This is a genomic window from Candidatus Nitrotoga sp. M5 (assembly GCF_927904885.1).
Classification (GTDB): Bacteria; Pseudomonadota; Gammaproteobacteria; order Burkholderiales; family Gallionellaceae; genus Nitrotoga.
This window is the reverse complement of record NZ_CAKMNW010000023.1, coordinates 140,239-161,841: the sequence shown is the minus strand read 5'-3', so window position 1 is coordinate 161,841 and position 21,603 is coordinate 140,239. Positions and strand designations below refer to the sequence as shown.

General features: G+C 47.1%; 17 protein-coding genes. 14 read left to right on the top strand and 3 right to left on the bottom strand.

The window, feature by feature from the left end; translation table 11 throughout:
- Positions 1–11: 11 nt before the first annotated feature.
- The 3 genes from MJ770_RS07185 (at position 12) to MJ770_RS07175 (ending at position 2,657) form a co-directional block, all read left to right on the top strand.
- Positions 12–1,004: an ABC transporter permease subunit gene (locus MJ770_RS07185; RefSeq protein WP_239250930.1), complete on the top strand. Its 993-nt coding sequence runs from the start codon at positions 12–14 to the stop codon at positions 1,002–1,004.
- Positions 1,005–1,075: 71 nt separating this feature from the next.
- Positions 1,076–1,888: an ABC transporter ATP-binding protein gene (locus MJ770_RS07180; RefSeq protein ID WP_239250929.1), complete on the top strand. Its 813-nt coding sequence runs from the start codon at positions 1,076–1,078 to the stop codon at positions 1,886–1,888.
- Positions 1,889–1,952: 64 nt separating this feature from the next.
- Complete coding sequence (locus tag MJ770_RS07175) at positions 1,953–2,657, top strand: ABC transporter ATP-binding protein (RefSeq protein WP_239250928.1); 705 nt, start codon at positions 1,953–1,955, stop codon at positions 2,655–2,657.
- Positions 2,658–3,093: 436 nt separating this feature from the next.
- Here the strand turns inward: MJ770_RS07175 and MJ770_RS07170 are convergent, their stop codons facing one another.
- Together MJ770_RS07170 and pmbA are read right to left on the bottom strand one after the other, a co-directional pair.
- The gene (locus MJ770_RS07170) at positions 3,094–4,935 is read right to left on the bottom strand and encodes a serine/threonine protein kinase (protein ID WP_239250927.1); all 1,842 of its coding nucleotides are present in this window, start codon (positions 4,933–4,935) and stop codon (positions 3,094–3,096) included.
- A 677-nt stretch (positions 4,936–5,612) separates the two neighbouring features.
- Positions 5,613–6,968, bottom strand: coding sequence for a metalloprotease PmbA (pmbA, locus tag MJ770_RS07165; RefSeq protein WP_239250926.1), 1,356 nt, complete (start codon positions 6,966–6,968; stop codon positions 5,613–5,615).
- A gap of 62 nt (positions 6,969–7,030) precedes the next feature.
- Between pmbA and yjgA the strand changes: the two genes are divergently transcribed.
- From yjgA to MJ770_RS07130, 7 genes are all read left to right on the top strand, one after another.
- Positions 7,031–7,549 carry a ribosome biogenesis factor YjgA gene (yjgA, locus tag MJ770_RS07160; RefSeq protein WP_239250925.1) on the top strand — a complete coding sequence of 173 codons (519 nt, stop codon included), beginning with the start codon at positions 7,031–7,033 and terminating at the stop codon, positions 7,547–7,549.
- Positions 7,550–7,597: 48 nt separating this feature from the next.
- Positions 7,598–8,278, top strand: coding sequence for an alpha/beta hydrolase (locus tag MJ770_RS07155; RefSeq protein WP_239250924.1), 681 nt, complete (start codon positions 7,598–7,600; stop codon positions 8,276–8,278).
- Between the two features lie 177 nt (positions 8,279–8,455).
- Complete coding sequence (gene aat, locus MJ770_RS07150; RefSeq protein WP_239250923.1) at positions 8,456–9,211, top strand: leucyl/phenylalanyl-tRNA--protein transferase; 756 nt, start codon at positions 8,456–8,458, stop codon at positions 9,209–9,211.
- Positions 9,195–9,929 (top strand): arginyltransferase, encoded by a 735-nt coding sequence (locus tag MJ770_RS07145; RefSeq protein ID WP_239250922.1) that lies wholly within the window; start codon positions 9,195–9,197, stop codon positions 9,927–9,929. Before aat ends, MJ770_RS07145 begins: the two co-directional genes overlap by 17 nt.
- Position 9,930: 1 nt before the next feature.
- On the top strand, positions 9,931–10,962 hold the full coding sequence (locus MJ770_RS07140) for a quinone-dependent dihydroorotate dehydrogenase (protein ID WP_239250921.1): 1,032 nt from the start codon (positions 9,931–9,933) through the stop codon (positions 10,960–10,962).
- 351 nt (positions 10,963–11,313) lie between these two features.
- Complete coding sequence (locus tag MJ770_RS07135; protein WP_239250920.1) at positions 11,314–13,626, top strand: penicillin-binding protein 1A; 2,313 nt, start codon at positions 11,314–11,316, stop codon at positions 13,624–13,626.
- A 31-nt stretch (positions 13,627–13,657) separates the two neighbouring features.
- Positions 13,658–14,233 carry a nucleotidyltransferase domain-containing protein gene (locus MJ770_RS07130; protein WP_239250919.1) on the top strand — a complete coding sequence of 192 codons (576 nt, stop codon included), beginning with the start codon at positions 13,658–13,660 and terminating at the stop codon, positions 14,231–14,233.
- Positions 14,234–14,373: 140 nt separating this feature from the next.
- Here the strand turns inward: MJ770_RS07130 and mltA are convergent, their stop codons facing one another.
- Positions 14,374–15,588 carry a murein transglycosylase A gene (gene mltA, locus MJ770_RS07125; RefSeq protein ID WP_239250918.1) on the bottom strand — a complete coding sequence of 405 codons (1,215 nt, stop codon included), beginning with the start codon at positions 15,586–15,588 and terminating at the stop codon, positions 14,374–14,376.
- A 1,077-nt stretch (positions 15,589–16,665) separates the two neighbouring features.
- Between mltA and MJ770_RS07120 the strand changes: the two genes are divergently transcribed.
- From MJ770_RS07120 to sbnB, 4 genes are all read left to right on the top strand, one after another.
- Positions 16,666–18,738 carry a TonB-dependent receptor family protein gene (locus MJ770_RS07120; RefSeq protein WP_239250917.1) on the top strand — a complete coding sequence of 691 codons (2,073 nt, stop codon included), beginning with the start codon at positions 16,666–16,668 and terminating at the stop codon, positions 18,736–18,738.
- A gap of 574 nt (positions 18,739–19,312) precedes the next feature.
- Positions 19,313–19,573: a hypothetical protein gene (locus MJ770_RS07115; RefSeq protein ID WP_239250916.1), complete on the top strand. Its 261-nt coding sequence runs from the start codon at positions 19,313–19,315 to the stop codon at positions 19,571–19,573.
- Positions 19,574–19,577: 4 nt separating this feature from the next.
- Positions 19,578–20,579, top strand: a complete 1,002-nt coding sequence (gene sbnA, locus MJ770_RS07110; RefSeq protein WP_239250915.1) for a 2,3-diaminopropionate biosynthesis protein SbnA — start codon at positions 19,578–19,580, stop codon at positions 20,577–20,579.
- Positions 20,576–21,601, top strand: a complete 1,026-nt coding sequence (sbnB, locus tag MJ770_RS07105; protein ID WP_239250914.1) for a 2,3-diaminopropionate biosynthesis protein SbnB — start codon at positions 20,576–20,578, stop codon at positions 21,599–21,601. The genes sbnA and sbnB overlap by 4 nt, the downstream gene beginning before the upstream one ends.
- Positions 21,602–21,603 lie beyond the last annotated feature (2 nt).

Here is a 21,603-nt window from a genome sequence, read left to right as displayed (position 1 = left end):
AGGCACAGCGCGTGGTTAGCATTTGTCGTACTCACCAATACGCTGATAGTTTTACCTTTTTTACCGATGCAATGCTCGGGCGCGGTTGGATTCGCATCATAGATTTTGCTTTGCTATACATCATGCTGGCGCTGGGGTTGAATATCGTAGTTGGTTATGCTGGCCTCCTCGACCTCGGTTACATCGCCTTCTTTGCGGTGGGCGCATACTGCTATGCCTTGCTCGGCTCGCCTCAACTAGGCTTGCATTTGCCATTTTGGATAGTCTTACCGCTTTGCGCACTACTGGCCTGTTTTTTCGGCATGCTGCTAGGGGCACCCACTTTACGTCTACGCGGCGATAATCTTGCCATCGTCATCTTGGGATTTGGCGAAATAATTCGGATCTTCCTCAACAACTTGAACGCGCCGATTAATATTACCAACGGCCCGCAAGGCATCAGCATGATAGATCCCATCCTTATCGGCGAATTCTCATTAAGCGACATGCACGAATTGTTTGGTCTCACTTTTCCCTCGGTCCATTTGCATTACTACCTGTTCCTTTTCTTCACATTACTAGTGATTGTTATTTCACTACGCTTGGAAGATTCACGCATCGGCCGCGCATGGATGGCAATTCGCGAAGACGAAGTGGCAGCTAAGGCGATGGGCATCAATACACACAATATCAAACTGTTAGCATTCGCCATGGGAGCAATTTTTGGCGGTTTGGCGGGTGGTTTATTTGCTGGTTTCCAAGGATTTGTAAGCCCGGAAAGCTTTAGCCTAACTGAATCCATCACCGTGTTGCGCATGGTAGTAATCGGTGGCATGGGCAACATCAAAGGCGTGCTGTTAGGAGGCATACTGCTAATAGTATTGCCCGAAGCTTTGCGCCACGGCTCTGGACCGGCGCAGCAACTACTGTTTGGTAAGACACTTATCGATCCGGAAAGCTTACGCTTGTTGTTATTCGGACTCGCACTGATAATGGTCATGTTATGGCGACCTGCTGGATTATAGCCCTCTAGTCAACGCCGTCGCGAACTGGTTGTCGAAAAGGATGCGGCTCAGCTGTAACAGGATATTTGTGCATGACAACCTCCGTTAAATTCGATATCAATTTACTAGAACTGTCCGGTGTCGCCAAACACTTCGGTGGCCTATCTGCACTGAGCAATATTTCGCTACATATCCGGCCCAGAGAAATCTATGGCTTAATCGGCCCAAATGGCGCGGGTAAAACGACACTCTTCAACATCTTGACTGGGCTGTTCCAGGCTGATAGTGGCCGTTTCACGTTTAACAACACTGAATATAGCGGTCGCTGCAAGCCGCATGTATTAGCGCAGGCAGGAATTGCACTCACTTTCCAAAATATCCGCTTGTTCGCTAATATGACTGCACTAGAAAACGTCATGGTCGGTCGCCACCTGCGCACCAGCACTGGCATCTGGGGCGCATTAACTCGCAACGCTGCTGCGCGCGCCGAAGAACACGCAATCGTGCAGCAAGCACGCGATTTACTGAGTTATGTTGGCATAGATCGGCCACACAATACTTTAGCCAAAAATTTATCCTACGGCGAACAACGCAGGCTTGAAATAGCCCGTGCACTGGCAACCGATACAAAACTGCTCGCACTCGATGAACCAGCAGCTGGCATGAATGCCACTGAAACTGAAGATTTGAAGGAATTATTACTAATAATACGCGCCAGTGGCATTACAGTACTGCTCATTGAACATGACGTAAAGTTTATACTAGGCCTGTGCGACCGTGTGGCAGTTCTGAATTACGACAAAAAAATTGCCGAGGACATACCAGAAAAAATTCGATGCGACCCAGCGGTTATAACAGCTTATTTGGGAACAGAACCTATTACTCCTGCACAGGCAGGAATCTGATCAGAAAAAAGTAGTTTCACATTGTTAAGCATGACGAAATCATGATCTCATCTAATCAATATCTATGTTACAGGTTCACAACCTGAAAGTAGCATACGGCGGCATCCAAGCATTAAAAGGCATAGATCTCGACATAGCGCCGGGCGAACTGGTCGCACTCATCGGCAGCAACGGCGCAGGTAAGACTACAACACTTAGGGCGTTGGCTGGCTTGCTACACCCATCTGCAGGAAAAATACATTACCAAGGTAGATCTTTACAACACCGCGCCGCACATCAACTTATACAAGAAGGATTAGTATTAGTGCCTGAAGGACGTGGCGTATTTGCTCGGCTAACGGTAGAAGAAAATTTGCAGATGGGTGCATATTGCCGCAACGATAAATCCTCCATTGCGCAGGATTTACAGGGCATCTACAAGCTCTTCCCGCGCTTGGCCGAGCGCCATGTGCAATTGGCCGGAACGTTGTCAGGCGGTGAGCAACAGATGATGGCATTGGGGCGCGCGTTGATGAGCCGCCCTAAATTATTGATGCTGGATAAACCCAGCATGGGGCTGGCACCGAAGATGGTGGTCAAAATTTTTGAAACCATCCGTAGTATTTCAGCACAGGGGGTTTCAATTCTGCTGGTTGAACAAAACGCTAAACTTGCTCTCGAAGTAGCACAACGGGGCTATGTACTAGAAAGCGGATTAATTACAATATCCGTCAGTGCTGCCAACCTTTTGGGGAGCGATGCAGTGCACCGCACCTATCTGGGTGGATAGCAGTCTGTCGGACTTAAAGAGTCGTAGCGAAAATTGGACTGAGCGAGGCCATCAGGCCAAGACCAAAAATCACCCGAAGGTCACTCAAAATAAGTTTATATTAATAGAGGGAGCGCGTAAGAGATTTAGACGATTGTGCAGGGCAATAGTTGTTCTATTGCCCAAAAAAGCGGCTAAATATACACCGCTCAGCTCAATTTGTAGCCGAACAACAGCATCTTCACCAGAATGGCTAACGGATGTATGTTTTTTACCGAATCATGGCCACACGCAAGTCATCAATTGCCGCACTAATACCTCTAAGCACCATCCAGGCAAGGTCAGGTCAGAACATGCCCCTCTCTGTATCATTGGCACGTCGGTACGTAACTGTTCATCCGCGCTTTGTGTCGTTCGGCTATATTCTGGCTTCTATAGAGTAGACTTCAAAACGACTTCAACTTTGTTCCGATTCTTCTAATGATTTCACCACCATCTTGGTAAGGAAATTATCGACACTGCTTACAAATAAGCTGCTTGAGAAATCAAAGCCTAAAATCGGAGAAAATTCTTTCAGTTTTATAAATGCCACTTCCAGCAACTGAATTAGCTCTGCTGGTGACAACAATACGAGTTCCGCAAAACGATCGGAAAATTCCTCCAGCCGTAGACATCCCTGTTCAGCAGAAGTATTTGCTGCAAGCTCGCATAGTTCATTGGCAAAAGCTGCAATTTGCTGCTGAAGCTCAGCAGTTTTCGTGGGCTTCGGTAACTTTCCGACATTAAGGCATTGGATGCTTCCCCGTATAGCTTCGGGAAATTTCCAACGTTCAGCAACTGCCATGCCTAAATGGCTGTAACTGATCCCGAGAATCCCAGCTGAAGCCGTTTCGTCGCTCAAACCATACTCTTGGATTAACCGCTCTATTTCATTAAATTCCTCTTGAAAATAAAAAATGGTGAGGCTCTTGCCAAGTCGGTGGAACATTCCACAGATGAAAGCCTCCTCGGCCAAATCTTGATATCCGAGACGGACGGCGAAATGGCGACCAATAAATGCGCTAACAAAAGAACAGATTAACGCGTCTTTGAGGTTTTGATCTCCACCTTTTAATGCATCAAAATACATAAGACCGTTGCAAGTCGTACGGATGACGTTCAGGCCAAGCAGGTGGATCGCATCCGATATCGTCTTGACGCCACTACTCGCACGCCCGTAAAAAGACGAATTCGCAAGTTGCAGAAGCTTGTTGGTGATGGAGTAATCTCTGAGCACTATGTTGACCAGCTTGTCGACATTTGCGTGGTTGTTCTCATCGGTCAAACGGTTAATTTCCACCAAATTGTTCGAGAGAGCGGGGAAGGCTGTCTTGCGTTCCAAGCGTTTAAACAGAAACAGGACAGTGCTGTGATCAACATCCTGGTCAGCTGGCTCGAGCAATTCATCAATCGCTAGTTTCATTTCAGTAGCGTCAACAAATCGCTTGTTGGCATCGTGACTCAATGCACGCCGAATCACTAATTGTAGCCCTGGATTTAAGCCCAGTCGGTCCATGCCTCCCAAATCCAGTTCGCTATTTGCTATTGTATCGATGATTGTTTGTAAGTTTTCCGTTGGCACTGGTGATTTACCGCTTACCATTTCAAAAAGGATTAAGCCCAGCACGAAGACGTCTGAGCGAGTAGTTAACGGATGATTGCTGAAATGTTCTGGAGACATGTAAAGAGGCGATCCTCTTAGCTCGTCGCTACTGTCGGTCGCGGCATCCACGCCCATGAATTTTGCAAGCCCGAAATCCATGATACGGGGTACGCCAGCTGAATCAATCATGATGTTGCTTGGTGATAGATCTAAATGCAGGATACCCTGCGCATGGGCACAAGCAACGCCCGAGAGTATTGCTCCGAACATGGGTAAAGCTTCCTTTACCGGCATGGCGCCGCACTGCTCTCGCTTCTCGCGAAGAGTCATTCCTTCGACATAGGCAAAAACGAGATATGGAAAGTCCCGATACAGACCTGCCTCGTACAATGGCACAATGTTCGGATGTTCCAACTTGGCTACAATACGTGCTTCGCTCGGAAAGATTCCACGATTTTCTGATTGCTTGTCACTGTCTGTGGGATGCAACCACTTGATCGCCACCTGCCTTTCCAAAACCGGATCAAAAGCCAGAAAGACTTTCCCTTGAAGGCCACTGCCGAGCCAGCGGCGGATAATGAACCGTCCCACTTTAAGTCGTTCATCACGAGGTTTTGATGGAGTTTCCACACTAACAGGCTGCTGGGAGAAACTCATGTATTATTTCCTTTCCCGCTTATGCCAATAGAATTGTCGGCCTTGTTCCGATTTCCAGCTCTCAAAAAACTGTATTGTCGGAGGATTCGCCATTTGCCATCATGTTGGCATACTAAACAAATATTCGTCTCATTTTGACAATTTTTAAGGGCTATGTCGTAGTTTTCTGTTGAGTATTGACAATTACTATGGTGCAGGGTTTTTCATTAACTACAAGAACAGCCAACCCTGTTATTTATAGATGCTTGAATAAATTTTTTAAACAAGTTCAAATTAATTGCGACATAACCTTTTCTAATAGCCATTGTGAACAGAAATAGCGGGTTCAGCAGCCTTTTGCTACGATGCAATTTACACATCATATCCATGTTTTTCATACAGCAAGCTTAGGGGCCGTTCTAACGTAGCTGCATGTTCTTTCGATCCACTTCAAACTTCTGCATTAAGCGGCTTACCATTATGTTGTAAACCTCCAAAAAGCGGCCAATCTCTACCATCGGACATCTGAAAATAAAGTTTCACCAAATGGGCCACATATATTCGTGAGCTTGGCCGCGCAGGTCTCCAAGACGACAAGCCAGATTAAAGAAGATCTTTCACCGTATTGAATCCTCATCGGAGTATTATTTATCACCTTTAATTGGCATCGACAATTCACCACATTAAATCAAATAAATTTACTGCCCCGCCACCATCATATTTTCAACCAAAATGGAACCACACTGCCTGGACCCCTGTACCAGTACATCATTGCCCACAGCCGCAATATGAGTGTACATGTCCTTCAAATTTCCGGCGATTGTAATTTCTTCTACCGGGTATTGGATTTCTCCATTTTCCACCCAGAAGCCCGCCGCACCGCGCGAATAGTCTCCAGTGATGTGATTTACACCCTGCCCAAGCAGTTCGGTGACCAGCAGTCCACGGCCCATTTTCTTTAGCAGACCATTAAAATCCAATTCACCAGGACGCAGGATGAGATTGTGATTGCCGCCTGCATTTCCGGTGGTTTGCATGCTCAGTTTGCGTGCGGCATAAGTGCCGAGAAAATAACTTTGCAGTACGCCATCTTGAACAATGGTGCGGCGCTGCGTTTTCACGCCCTCGCGATCAAACGCGCTACTAGCCAGGCCGCGTGGAATGTCGGGTATGTCATCAATACAGATATTGGGCGAAAATACTTGCTTACCTAAGTGGTCGAGTAGAAAGGAGGCTTTTCGGTACAGGCTGCTGCCGCTCACTGCTCCGACAAAATGGCCGAGCAAACTGGCGGCTATCGGTGCCTCGAACAGCACGGGCACTTGCATGGTATCGAGCTTGCGAGCGTTAAGCCGTCGTACGGCGCGTTCTGTAGCGATTTGGCCGACTTTTTCTGCTGTCAGCAAATCACTCAATGCACGCGCTTCGCTATACCAGTAGTCACGCTGCATGCCGTCATCTTTGCCAGCGATGACGGCGCAGCTGATACCATGGCGCGAGGTAGGATAACCACTGATAAAGCCCAAGCTGTTGGCATACACAAACTGAGATTCATGCACGTTTACCGTAGCGCCTTCCGAATTGTCGATCCGCTTATCGGCATCAAATGCAGCCTGTTCACAGGTTTTGGCCAGCTCAATTGCACTTTCCACATCCAGCAACCATGGATGGTAGAGGTCTAGATCGGGAAACTCAGTGGCCAGCATTTCTTTTTCAGGCAATCCGGCATAGTCGTCAGTTGCGGTGTGACGAGCAATGGAGAGAGCGGCGTCCACGGTGTCGCGCACTGCCTGCGGCGAAAAATCTGAAGTGCTGGCATTGCCGCGCCGTTGATCAATGTAAACGGTAATACCAAGACCTTTGTCCCGGTTGTACTCTATGGTTTCGACTTCTCCCTGACGTACAGTGACGGTTTGTCCGAAACCATCAGACACTTCCGCAGCAGAGGCAGTTGCCCCTTGGTGGTTGGCATATTCAAGCATGTCCCGTGCAATCTTACGCAGCGACTCTGCGGAATGGGAAAAACGATGTTCGGGTGGTGTAATGTCATTCATAAGGTAAACGATATTTATGGGAAAGCGTTATCATAACAACATCTATTTATAATTTCGCACCTATGCACTACTACAATGACAATACCGAAGACTTAAATTTGCCGCCGAGCAAGACCAAGATCAAACAGCAGATGCTTGATCTGCAGGATATCGGTGAGCGGTTGGTTGGACTTAGTACCGACAAACTGAAACAGATGGATTTGCCAGAAAACTTATTTGATGCCGTCTTCGAGATGAAGCGCATCAATAAATTTGGCGCACAACGACGGCAAATGCAATATATCGGTAGATTAATGCGCGACGTAGAAACTGCCCCCATCGTGGCAAAGCTGGAAGCATGGAGCGGGAAATCGAACCAGCATATCGCTTGGCTGCATAAACTGGAACGGTGGAGAGATCGTCTACTGGAAAACGATACGGCGATGACCGAGTTGCTCGCTGATCATCCAGAAGCTGATGCACAAAGACTGCGGGCGCTGGTTCGAAATGCAATAAAGGAAAAAGAACTGGGAAAACCACCGAAGAGCTATCGTGAAATTTTTCAAATGCTACGCGAAATTCTGCCGGAGCAAACTTCTTAAGTACCCGACATAGATTCATCCACTATTTCAGACGCGTAACATCAAACCATGAATAACGTTCTACCACATATCACGCTCGAAACTGGGAAATCTCCCCAACACAGTATCATCTGGCTGCATGGCTTAGGTGCTGACGGCGATGACTTTGTTTCCATTGCAGAAGAAATGAGCCTGCCGGTAGCGATACGCTACCTGTTTCCGCATGCCCCCAAACAACCAGTTACCATCAATGGTGGCTTAGTTATGCGTGCATGGTATGACATTACAGCTTTTAATGTTAATGCCAAACAAGATGTTGAAGGTATTCGCGCTTCGCAAGCTGCTATTGAAGCGCTTATTGCACAGGAAAAGCAACGTGGCATTGTTGCAGATAATATTTTTCTCGCGGGCTTCTCACAAGGCGGAGCCATAGCGCTGCATACCGGCTTGCGCCATAAGTCGCGCCTAGGCGGCATTCTTTCACTATCCTCCTATCTCCTTCAGGTCGAAACTTTGTCGAGTGAAGCCAGTGCAGCTGCTCTCGATATCCCCATCTTCATGGCACACGGGAATAGTGATCAGGTAGTGACGTATACGCGAGGGATAGACTCAGCTGACGAATTAAAAAAACGGGGTTATCAGGTTGATTGGCATCAATATAGCATGCAACATTCGGTATGTCCCGAAGAAGTGCGTGATATCCAGACTTGGCTGACGCACAAATTAAATACAAAGCCTTATATACCTTGATTGCTAGTATCAGCCAGCTTGCTTGCTTGCTTAAATCACTTCAGAGCGTCTCTATAAATTCAATTTTCTACGCGAGTAAAAATTTGAACACAGCTTATAGTTTATATGTAAGCGATATTGTTTTTGAGTAACGCCGATGTGTGACAAAACGAGGTAAGCAGGAAAGCCACATAACGGATGCTCGCAAAACACGGTTTTAGAGGTGCCCTTTACTTTAGCTGGCTCGTTACAGAAGATGATCACGTTTTGAATATTGGCACACCCTTTCCGCCTGTGGAGCAGGCACTAGAAAACCCCAATGGCTTGCTGGCCATGGGGGGTGACTTGTCTGCACACCGTCTGCTGGATGCTTATCGGCAAGGCATCTTCCCTTGGTTCAATGCCGGGGAACCCATTCTCTGGTGGAGCCCAAATCCACGCATGGTACTGATTCCTGAGGAATTTAAGATTTCCAGATCGCTACGCAAGACCTTGCGCGATAAGCGCTACGAAGTTCGTACTGATAGCGCTTTTGAACAAGTAATGTATGCCTGCGCCGCGCCGCGCCGTAAGCAGGCGGGAACATGGATACATGACGACGTTATTGCAGCTTATACCAAGCTACATCAGATGGGCGTGGCGCATTCGGTGGAGATCTGGATAAACGGCAGTCTGGCGGGTGGTCTGTATGGTATCAGTATCGGGCACATGTTCTATGGAGAGTCGATGTTCAGCCAAGCTATAGATGCATCCAAGATTGCGCTCGCTCATCTCACGGCACAATTGCAACGCTGGAATTATGGCATGATCGATTGCCAGATGAGCACACCGCATCTTGCCTCGCTAGGTGCACGTGAGATTCCGCGTGCAGAATTTATGCATCGCTTAAAAGAATTGATACACTGTCCTAACACTCTGCTCAAATGGCAATTCGACGATGACCTTGTTACATGACATTCCGCTGTCGGCGCTGCAGCTTTACCTTACTGCTCCGTATTCATGTAGCTACCTTCCGGATCGACTAGCACGCTCGCAGGTTGCCACGCCCAGTTTTCTGATTCCCCCAGCTGTGTATTCGGAACTGGTCCGGCGCGGCTTCCGCCGGAGCGGTACTATTACCTATAGGCCCCACTGCGATGCCTGCCAAGCCTGCATTCCGGTGCGTGTCGAAATAGCATCTTTCGTACCTAACCGCACACAGCGCCGCTCCAGGCATCGTCACATCGATCTGGAAACCTCGTCGCATGCATTGAAAGACGATGAAGAATACTTCGCCTTGTATCAGCGTTATCAAATGGGGCGACATCCTGATGGCGGCATGAAAGATGACAGTCGAGACCAATACCGCAATTTTTTGCTGCAAAGCCATGTTGATTCCATACTGATAGAGTTTCGCGAAAATGGAGTGCTACGAATGGTAAGTATCATCGACATTCTCGACGATGGGCTATCCTCGGTTTATACATTTTATGAACCAAACATAGCGAAATCCAGCTTTGGCACCTACAACGTTCTGTGGCAGATCGAACTTTGCCGGAAGTTGCAACTGGAATATTTGTATCTGGGCTACTGGATAGAGGAGAGCGGCAAAATGGCATACAAAGCCAACTTCAGTCCGCTGCAAGGTCTTATACAAGGTAAGTGGCAAGCGCTCCCAGCGCACAGGCCGTGACATGTATCCGCTGATTCGACCGCTACTTTTTTCCTTTAATGCGGAAACCGCCCACCTCATTACACTTGAAACTCTGCAACTCGCCTATCGTCTCGGCCTGCTGCCGATGTTTGTCAAACATCCGAAGGACAACCCACATAAAGTTATGGGACTGACCTTCCCTAACCCAGTCGGGCTGGCCGCAGGTTTAGATAAGAACGGCGACCATATCAATGCGTTAGCTAGACTGGGTTTTGGTTTCATCGAGATCGGAACTGTCACGCCCCGCCCCCAAGAAGGCAACCCAAAACCGCGATTGTTCCGCTTGCCTGAAGCTCAGGGCATTATCAACCGCATGGGGTTCAACAACCACGGCGTGGATGCACTCATTGAAAACGTAAAACGCGCAGATTATCGTGGCATTCTTGGCATCAATATTGGCAAAAATTTTGACACGCCAATTGAACATGCCGCCACCGATTACCTGACCGGTTTACGACGTGTGTACACCTATGCCAGCTATGTCGCCATCAATATTTCGTCGCCTAACACCAAAAATTTGCGCCAGCTTCAGGGAAATGATGAGCTGGATGCGCTGCTCACGCAACTTAAAACCGAACAAGAAAAGTTGGCTGACACGCACGGCAAATATGTTCCCCTGGCGTTAAAAATAGCCCCTGATCTTAATAGCGAACAAATACGCCAAATAGCGACACTGTTACAACGCCACCGCATCGACGGCGTGATCGCTACCAATACAACACTGACGCGTGCAGGCGTCGAACATCTTTCGCAGCATGCAGAGACAGGTGGACTGAGTGGCGCGCCATTGCGAGACAAATCTACTGCCGTTATCCGCGAACTTGCCATTGCATTACAAGGAACGCTGCCTATCATTGGCGTAGGAGGTATCCTTAGCGGAGATGATGCAGCGGAAAAAATACACGCTGGTGCTGCACTAATTCAGACTTATAGTGGGCTGATTTATCGCGGTCCTGGGTTAATCAATGAATGTGTTAAAGCGATTGGCAACTTGCACTGCGGGGTGGAATAATGGCAGCGTAGTCATTCGCGCTTGTTTAAGTCGCGTAAAAAGAGTGAGGATTCAGATCAGGTATCGGAAGCATTTATTTTATGTAGCTGCTAATGACAACAAGGTAATTGGCTCGGGCAATCTCAACTTTTTCGTGCACATTGATTTGTGCTTTGGCCTGATTCAGCGTTTTTTGAAATGTTTATTCCATATACTCCATGATTTGATCCCGCCCAGATCACGGGCGAAGATAGCGTTACGTTAAAACTAGAGTTATTATAGCTCTGCACCTCATGAGTTCTGCTGTTGGATTATTCACGTGCCAAAAGTCGATATAATCCTAACTATGCCTTTTATACTATTCCGTATCCCATGACATCCCGTTGGTTGCTCTATCCGATCATAGCTGGCCTCGCCTTCATCATCACACCACTGTTGTTGCTGATGCTAACCGCAATGCTGGTATATCCCACGCTACCCTCGCTTGAAGCATTGACCGACTATCGGCCAAAAATCCCGCTACGCATATACAGCGCAGAAGGCTTCCTGATCGGAGAATTCGGAGCGGAACGTCGTGCGATGATCAAGATTGACAAAGTGCCTGACTTGATGAAAAAAGCCATCCTCGCTGCAGAAGATGATCGGTTTTATGAACATGGCGGGGTGGACTACAAGGGCGTATTACGCGCTGCTTATTTCAATTTCACCGCAGGTGGCGCTAGGCAGGGAGCCAGCACTATCACCATGCAAGTGGCACGCAATTTCTTTCTGACTAAAGAGAAAAAACTGTCGCGTAAATTTAACGAAGTGTTGCTTGCCATCAAAATCGAACAAAATCTGAGTAAGGATGAAATCCTTCAACGATATATTAATCATATCTATCTGGGTCAACGTGCCTACGGCTTCGCTGCTGCCGCACAAAGCTATTTCGACAAAAATCTTAACCAACTCAGTGTGGCTGAGTTCGCTATGCTGGCCGGCTTACCCAAGGCCCCTTCCATTTATAACCCGGTGGTCAACCCCAAGCGTGCCAAACTTCGCCAAACGTATGTGCTGCGTCGCATGCATGAGCTGGGTTTCATTACCATCCAGCAACAAAATATGGCATTACAACAACCCTTGATGGTGAAACACAGCTATCAAGAATTTTCAGGTAAAGCGGAATATCTGGCGGAAATGGTTAGGCAAGAAGTATTCGAACGCTATCAGGATGACGCTTATACGCAAGGTATCAAAGTCTATACAACTATCCGTAAAAAAGACCAGGCAATAGCTTATGCAGCGCTGCGCAAAGGCGTATTGGATTATGACCAGCGCCATGGTTACCGCGGCCCGGAAGGCTATATCGACCTAAGCAAAGGAGATACCGAAGAGGAGATGGAAGAAGCGCTACAAGATATTGCTGATAGTGACGACATGATTCCCGCCGTGGTACTTGAAGTGAATTCCAAAGGCATCCGCGCCTACAGCAAAGGGGGCACAATTGCCAAAATCAACGGGGCAAGGTTGAAATTTGTTCAACGTTATATGAGCGAAAATACTGCACTGAATCGACGGTTACGTACCGGTTCACTAATCCGTGTGCAGAAGAACGAAAAGAATATTTGGTCAATTGTCCAGCTACCGGAAGTAGAAGCTGCTTTCGTGTCTGCCAGTCCACACGATGGCGCAATCTATGCTCTGGTAGGCGGCTTTGACTTCAATCGCAACCAATTTAACCATGTAACTCAGGCTTGGCGGCAACCCGGCTCCAGCATAAAACCGTTCATTTATTCCGCTGCATTGGAAAAGGGCCTGACCCCTGCCACCATTTTTGACGATGCCCCCTTGGTGATTGAAGCAGAAGAAACTGGCACCGATGCTTGGCAACCGAAAAATTACGGTGGCTTGTTTGAAGGCCCTATGCGCATGAGGCAAGCGCTTATCAAATCCAAAAACATGGTCTCTATTCGCATCCTGCAAGCTATTACACCGCAATATGCACAAGACTACCTCACCAAGTTTGGCTTCGATGCAGCTAAGCACCCTCCTTACCTCACTATGGCATTAGGAGCCGGCTCAGTTACGACTATGCAAATGCTCACGGGTTACTCCGTTTTTGCCAATGGCGGTTTCCGCATCACCCCCTATTTCATCCAACGTATTGAGGACAGCAAAGGCAATGTGCTACACCAAGCCGCACCCGTGGTGGCCGGAAAAACCGCCCCACAGGTTTTAGATGTGCGCAATGCCTACACCATGGTAAATATGATGCAAGATGTGGTGCAACACGGCACTGCCATCCGCGCCATGCGATTGGGTCGACATGATTTAGCAGGCAAGACCGGAACTACAAATGAGGCAAGGGATGCATGGTTTAGCGGTTTTCATCCCACCGTGGTAGGGATTACCTGGGTCGGTTTTGACAGCCCACGCAGTCTGGGCAAGCGGGAAAGTGGAAGCGGGGCGGCTTTACCCATTTGGATAGATTACATGACAAAGATACTTAAAGGCGTACCTGAATCCACCTATATCATGCCAGAAAATATGGTGGCTGCACGCATTAACAAAGATGGACTACTGGACGAGACAGGTGAGTTAACCGAATATTTTTACAAAGAAAATTTGCCACCAGAGCAACCTCCCCCGCCACCGGAAGAGTCACTTATTGAATCAATCATCAATAACATATTTCAATTTGAATAAAAACAATAAGCGTTTACATCGGCGCGACCTGATGCGCGAACAGCTCGCACATCACGCCGCGCGCCTAATGGCCGAAGGTGGCATTACTGATTATGCGTTTGCCAAACGCAAGGCCGCTAAACAATTGGGCGCAGAAGATACTCAGCACCTACCCAGCAATGATGAAGTTGAAATGGCGTTGCGTAGCTTCCGTGCCCTGTATCAAAGTGAAAGCCATCCCCTTATCCTGCACCAATTACGCCAGCAGGCGTTCGCCGTCATGCAATTAATGGATCCTTTCCACCCCTTCCTCACCGGCTCCGTGTTGAACGGCACGGCAGGTGAGCACTCAGACATTAACCTGTTGGTTTATTCCGATGATGAAAAGGCCATAATGATGTTCCTGCTCAAGCATAATTTGCCCTTTGAAGGCGGTGAATGGTCCGTACATCTGGCAGGCGGGCAGCAAATTGTGCCGTGCTTTACGCTGAAAACTGAAACGGGCGTACCGGTGAATATCGCAGTATTGCCTGAAAATGCAAGCCGCAGTGGCAATCGCAAGATCGGAAAACAAGCGGATATAGTGATGATGAAACGGATGTTGGATGAACCAGTGGAAAACGAATAGTATGTTGTATCGCCTGCAATAAACTCCCGAATTGGGCTGCGGACAAACATGCTACGCGGCCGTACATTCATAAGAAATAAGAATCTTAAGCAGACGTAATGAGTCAGTATTTGCCGCTGTACTTAAACTTGAGTTTATCCTCAATTTAACATCGGCTCCCCGCCTTTCGGAAATAGCACCCATAAACGCCCCTGTTGTTTCATCTTACCCGCCAGCGCACCCGCCGATTCGCCAAAACCCCAGAAAAAATCCGCGCGCACCGCGCCTTTAATGGCACCACCAGTGTCTTGTGCCAGCATCAAGCGGTTGAGCGGTGCGCTATCATTGGGATAAGTCGTCGCGAGAAAAACTGGCGCACCCAGTGGGATGGTGCGCCGATCTACAGCAATGCTGTATTCATTAGTAAGTGGCACGCCCAGTGCACCCAACGGAGCAGATAGACTATCCGGTAACTCGCGCAAAAATACGTAGCTGGGATTCTGCTCCAGTAAAGCATCAACTTTTTCCGGATTTTTATCAGCCCATACTTTGATGCCCTGCATGGAGGCTTCTTCGAGTTTAAGTTCACCAGTTTCAATCAGCTTCTTACCGATGGACAGGTAAGGGTGGCCATTCTTATCAGCATATCCGACTTTCACTTGCTTGCCATCAGGCAATTCAATACGCCCTGATCCTTGTATATGCAGGAAAAAAAGCTCAATTTTATTCTCCACCCAGAACAATTCGTTTCCCATGGTCGCCCCAGCTCCGGCTCCAATTTCTGCACGGTTGTAGTAGGGCACGATGCGCTTGCCCTGCAAGCGGCCGCGTAAATGCAGGTCTTTAAGTTGCGGATACACTTCGCCCAAATCGATCGTGAGCAAATCATTCGGCGCGGCATACAGCGGATATTGGAAACGCGGTGTCTTAAAGCGACTACCCTTGAGCAAAGGCTCGTAATAACCGGTAATCACACCCTGCTCACTACCATCCGGATTGAGTACCTGATAAGGGGTAAACCATTCTTCATAAAATGCATGAAGCGTAGCATTGTCATTGACCCCCAGTAGCTCGGCCTGAAGACAGACCTCCTGCCAGTGAGGTTTATTTTTCAGCGCACGACAGCTTTTCAGAAAAGCAGTGTGGGAGAGTTCAAGATCAAGCGTTTGCCAATCTGGCAGCATCTCCCATTTACTTACGACAAACACCGGGGTTGCCAATTCTGCTGCGGGTACTGGCATCATTTTGGGAGGGGGTGTAACGGGTTGAGGACTTGATGTAACAGGTGATTTAGAAAACATGGAGCAGGCGGTAAGAAATACGCTCAGTACCAAAGCCAACCATTTTTTACTTATTGCAATATTATGTTTATTCATTTGAATGCTTTTATAAATCCCGTTTTGTTATCAGATTTCCGACAGCTCTCCGAATTTTCAGTAATAGCTACTTTAGATAGATTGAATAGCCAGCCTTCAGGCATTGCTATCATCATGTAAAACGTAATCTAATTCCAGCAATTGGACAGTCTGGAATTAACGTCCATCCATAGCATGGATAAGGGCACCGCTAAAAATTCAATTTTGCGAGCAGCCGTTGCGCGGCTTGCCTGCTTACCCCGCTGCCGGACAAAGCACGATAAAAAATTTAACACAACATATATTTAATATGTAAGTGATAATTTTTTCGAGAACGCAGTATTGTGACGAAGATTGAATTTTTAGAGGTGCCCCTATGATTAAATCATACATCATCCTTGTGAGGTGATGAGTAAATAAACCGTTTCACAACACCAGATTTACTATGGCTCACCTGACAAAGCATACGTTTCATACAACGCAGCCCGCTACTGCTCAGAACTCCAATCTTTAGGGTGTCATTACTTGAATCGCCAACAAGCCGACCGTACCCGCCTTTTCTCATTCAATTTTTACCGTATATCAGTCCGCAATCTGCACTTTCACAACCAACTGTATCGTCATATCTCTAGCGCATATACCTTATTTAGCGCCTGCTCTGTAAATGCTTCTGAATAACACTTTGTGTTGTTGTTTCCTTCCCTCGAAATTAAGTCTCTAGAGAAAAATTAATATGACTCAAAGATATCAAGTTTACTAAATCATAAGGTTAGTATTGATAATAGTTCTTAATAGCATTACTATTACCGTTAATAACATGAAAGCAATAGTTAGATTCATTCTTATATTCTGGATCATCTAATCAAAATCGTTAATCTCTTGTGGGGAGTAGGCTTTCGAGCCAACCGATCGACTACTTGCCGACATTCTTCAAGCCATTGCCAAGCATGATTTCTAATCATATTTAGCTATATTATCAATGACATTAAAACTTTATGTCTAAATAAAAAACATACTAGCCAGCCACCGAACCCCATTCAACGGGGTGAAAAGCCAGCTAAATTTTTAATATTTTAGTTTCTGAGCCAGGAGAATTAAATGCAGGTAAACCCCCGTTGGGCAGCTCATGCCACCATCAAATTAGCAGTTATATCTAACGCGATTTTCTATTCCTGTCTAAGCCAAGCTCAGCAAGAAGAGCCCAGCAAAACCTTGGAGGCAGTAACGGTTAGCGCAGATTGGCTCGGTCCTCCGACACCGAAATCGGCGAAGAAACATCCTGGAGCGCGGACCGTCATTACCAGTCAAGAAATCAATGAATCAGGTGCGCGCACTGTGGAAGATGTATTGCGTACTGTGCCAGGTGTGCGAGTTCTGGACGAAAGCGGAGTTGGGTTTCTACCCAACATCGGAATACGCGGATTAAATCCATTGCGAAGCGAACAAGCATTGATTTTGGTTGATGGAATTCCGATTACTCTCGCACCTTATGGACAAACCGGATTGTCATTGTTTCCGCTAACCATGAATTCGGTTGAATCGATTGACGTAGCAAGAGGAGGGGTGGCCGTGCATTATGGCCCGAATAATGTTGGTGGCGTAATCAACTTTGTAACAAAACGAATTCCTCACGAAACATCCATGACGCTCAAGGAAACGGTGTCTTTTTTTGCCGGTGGCAACGTACTGTCCGATACATATTTTCGTGTTGGTGGCTTCGTTAACGACAGGCTAGGCTTACAACTACAGGCCAACGTAATCGGCGGTAATGCCGCACGTGCACATTCCAAATCGGAGGTGAACAACCTGATGTTGGACAGCCATTGGCTTGTTACTGACAATTCTGAAGTAAAAATGGGCATTCAGTATTACAGCACCCACAATGAACTGCCTGGCGCACTAACACCGAAATCCTATGATCAAGACCGCAACCAGTCTACTCGGCCGCTAGACAGTTTCAACGGTGATACCTTACGCGGAAATTTGACGTATAACTATTTCTTCGATAATGGTGCAGAATTTAGCTGGACCAACTTCGGGCATCGCAGTAACCGCGAATTTAAATTTGGTAACTCCACCGACGCAGACATCGAGTCAACACGGGAGATGTCAGCGCCTCGGGAATTTTTAGTGTACGGCAGCGAACCTCGACTCACTTTTAATATCGACGGCATAGTCAAACAAAAAATTTCACTTGGTGCGCGCTATATGCGTGAGGAAGTGGACTATCTCGTTGATTCACGAGATCTCATGACAGTCGCTTACTCTGTTGCTCGCGACTGGCGCTTCGAAAATAACGCTTATGCTTTTTACATGAGTGATACTTTCACGTTGCTAGATAATAAATTGAAAATAACGCCGGGTATTCGTCATGAGCGTATCGAACTTGATTACCGTAACAATTTGAGTGGCGCACAAACCAATAACCCAACCTCAGATTGGTTGCCTGGCTTAGATATTGGATACCAGGCAACTAATGAGGTATTTCTGTTTGCAAATACTCACAAGTCGATGCGCCCTGTGCAGTTCACACAAATTACACTTGCCGCTGACTTGGCGTCAGAGAAAGCAAAAAATTACGAAGCCGGAATTCGCTGGGCACCCACTAAAAATATTGATACTACCCTTACAGGATTTCGCTTAGATTTTGACAATAAACTTCAATTTGTAAATCAACTCGTTGGCTTCCAGAATCTTGGCAAAGCTCGCCACCAGGGCGTGGAAACCGAGTTTGGATGGCGACCAGAACAAGTCAAGGGGCTAGAGCTTGTAACGGCATATACCTATGTCGATACCAAACAACTATCAGGTGAATTTATTGGCAATGAATTACCACTTGCAGCTCATCATCAGTTAAGTCAGCGGGTCAACTATCGCAGCGGCAAATGGAATTGGAATGTCAATGGCCAGTACCAAAGTAATTCATTTAGCGATGGGGCGAATTCTGTAGATGAAAATGCCACTGGATCCATCGGCCCGATTCCTGCATTTGCGGTTTTTAATGCGAAGGTAACTTATCAAACTCGTTTACAAGGCAAAAAACTCACAACAAGCTTTGGAATCAATAATCTATTCGATAAAAATTACTACTTCCGCGGAGTCGACTTTAGCCAGGGTCGGATGCCTTCGCCAAGACGGTCGGCATTGATGTCACTGCAAATTGATATTTAACAAGGCACGCCATGACAGAATCGATTCAGCTAGTGCGGTCTTTGTTTCGACCGCTCGACAACCTTGGCTTGTCTATTATGATATTGACTGACCGTTCTGAGGCCACATGCAAGTTTTCAATAAAGCGAAGCTAGCTACTTATCCTATTAATTCGGCATGAGTTACTCAAAAAGACAGATTTGATCGACATCATTTCAACAGGTTGAACTTGACACTTAGAATATCCACAGCTCATTGCTGCTGACATGCTTGCAGAATTACAAACTATTTATTGATAATTATTCTTATTCGTATTACTATTATTTTTCTTACATAGAAATTAGATCTTAATAAGATTCATTCTTATATTTTGGTCTTCTAAGAAGAATAGTTGAGCTCTTGCAGAGGTAGGCCTGCTAGCCTACCGATCGACTGCTTAGCGACATTCATCCAGCCATCTAGGAGCAGAATTTCGAAGCGCATTTAGCCATATTATTAATATTATCAATAATATATAAGACAATACGACTAAATAAAACTCATGCTAGCTAGCCAATATTTTTAATATTTGTGGTTTCTGATTCAGGAGAGTTAAATGCGAACACATCCCCAGCGGACAGCCTATGTTGCCATCAAATCAGCAGTTGCCTCTATTGCAATTATTTTTTCTGGCCTAGCCCAAACCAAACAAGCCCGTCGTAATAAACACCTTAAGAAAGTAACAGGTCGTGCAATCTGGTTCAAGCCTTCCACACTAACCGTCACCAAAAATCATACTGAAGTGAAAGTGGTGATCGCCACTCAAAAGTTGATCGTGTCCGATTTGTCGGCCCCTATCCTTTGCATAGCGAGATAACCAAATGATCCTACATAGCATTCTTAGTGGCATAGGTAAAACGCCAATTGTTCACCTCTCTCGTCTTTTCCACAAATCGCGGTGCGAGGTACTCGCAAAGTTGGAGCTGACCAACCCTGGAGGGAGTGTAAAAGACCGACCCGCGCGTTATTTTATTGAGCAAGGATTGGCCAATGGTTCAATTCGGGAAAATTCGCATATCGTCGAAAGCTCTTCAGGTAATCTCGCCATTGCGCTGGCAATGGTTTGTAAAGTTCATGGATTGCGTTTCACGGCGGTCGTCGATCCAAAAATCTCACCAATTAATCTGCGGATCATTCAATGCTATGGCGGCAATATTGAGCTTGTCACAGAGAAGGATCGCCAAGGTGGCTATCTAGAAACCCGTATTGAGCGCGTGAAGCACATACTGCGCGAGCAGCCGGACGCGATATGGACCAATCAATATGCCAACGATCTTAACTGGCAAAGCCATTACCACGGTGAAGGCGAAGAAATTCTGCGTGATCTGGATAACCCATTAGATTACTTGATTCTGGGGGTGAGCACGTCCGGCACTATACATGGCATCGCACGGCGGCTGCGCGAGGCGTGGCCAAACCTGAAGGTTGTGGCTGTGGATGCGTTAGGTTCGGTAATGTTCGGCGCGTCATCTCCTCGCGAGCTGCCGGGGCTCGGCGCCAGCCGCGTACCCGAACTGTTGAAGCGCGATGAATTCGATCAGGTCATTCACATCGACGACTATGAATCTGCTGTTGCTTGCAGACAACTGGTGGAGCATGAAGGAATTTTCGCAGGTGGCTCGTCCGGGGCAGTGATAGCTGCTATTCAAAAAATTTCCGCACACTTGATTCACCCCGCTCGCATTCTGACGATATTGCCAGATCGTGGTGAACGATATTTGGATACGGTTTACGACGACGAATGGTTGGCGCGTATGGAAGATCATCATCTAGGCCGCAAATCAAAATTTTCTGTTGAAGAACTTCTGGGACAGCCAACATGAGTACATCATCCAGCACTCCTGGCCTACTCTATCTTAGCCGCAACGATCTGATGTCATTAGACGGCGGAATTTCACAACCTTACGTCGATGCGACTATCGTTGGACTGGCTGCACACGCCCGTGGCGACAGTGTGCAGCCGCTCAAACCTTATTTGCGTTGGCCTAGTGCAGACCATATTGCAGATCGTATCATCGCCATGCCATGTTACTTGGGTGGTGAGCAGGCAGTGGCAGGTTTGAAATGGATCGGTAGCCGCCAACATAACCCTGCACGCTTCGGACTTGAACGCGCCAGCGCAGTAATTGTGCTAAATGACGCACAAACTAATTATCCAATCGCAATTATGGAAGGGGGGCTGATTAGCGGTATGCGCACCGCCGCCATCACCGCCGTGGCTACTCGCTATCTGGCACGTACGGGTTTTTCTGACGTGGCTTGCATTGGGTGCGGTCTGATTGCGCGCATGCAAATGCAAACCTTGCTAGAGCAATTTCCATCCATCGAGCGTCTTTACCTGTTTGATTTATCGCCGACTGCCATTGACACGTTGATAAACACTTTGGCAAAGCGTTTTCAGAATGTTGACTTCATCCGAGCTATTTCAGCGAAATCAGCAGTTAGTGCAGCTGATGTTGTCGTCACCTGCACGGTAACCGATTCGCCTTATCTGTCTTACGACTGGATCAAGCCCGGAGCCTTTGTTAGTAATGTTTCCATCATGGACGTGCACAAAGATGTCTATGAAAAGGCTGATAAGGTAGTGGTAGATGACTGGGACCAATCCAATCGCGAAAAGAAAATTATTAACCAATTAGTGGTGGAAGGTCGCTTCAGTCGCGAACAATTGCATGCCGAGCTTGGTGAAATTGTCATCGGCGATCGGCCGGGACGGGAAAACGATGATGAAATCATCCTTCTCAACCCGATGGGTATGGCACTCGACGACATAGTCTGCGCGCGTCATTTCTATCATTTGGCATGCGCTCGAGGTGTCGGAACACAATTGCCTCTATACGGTTAAGG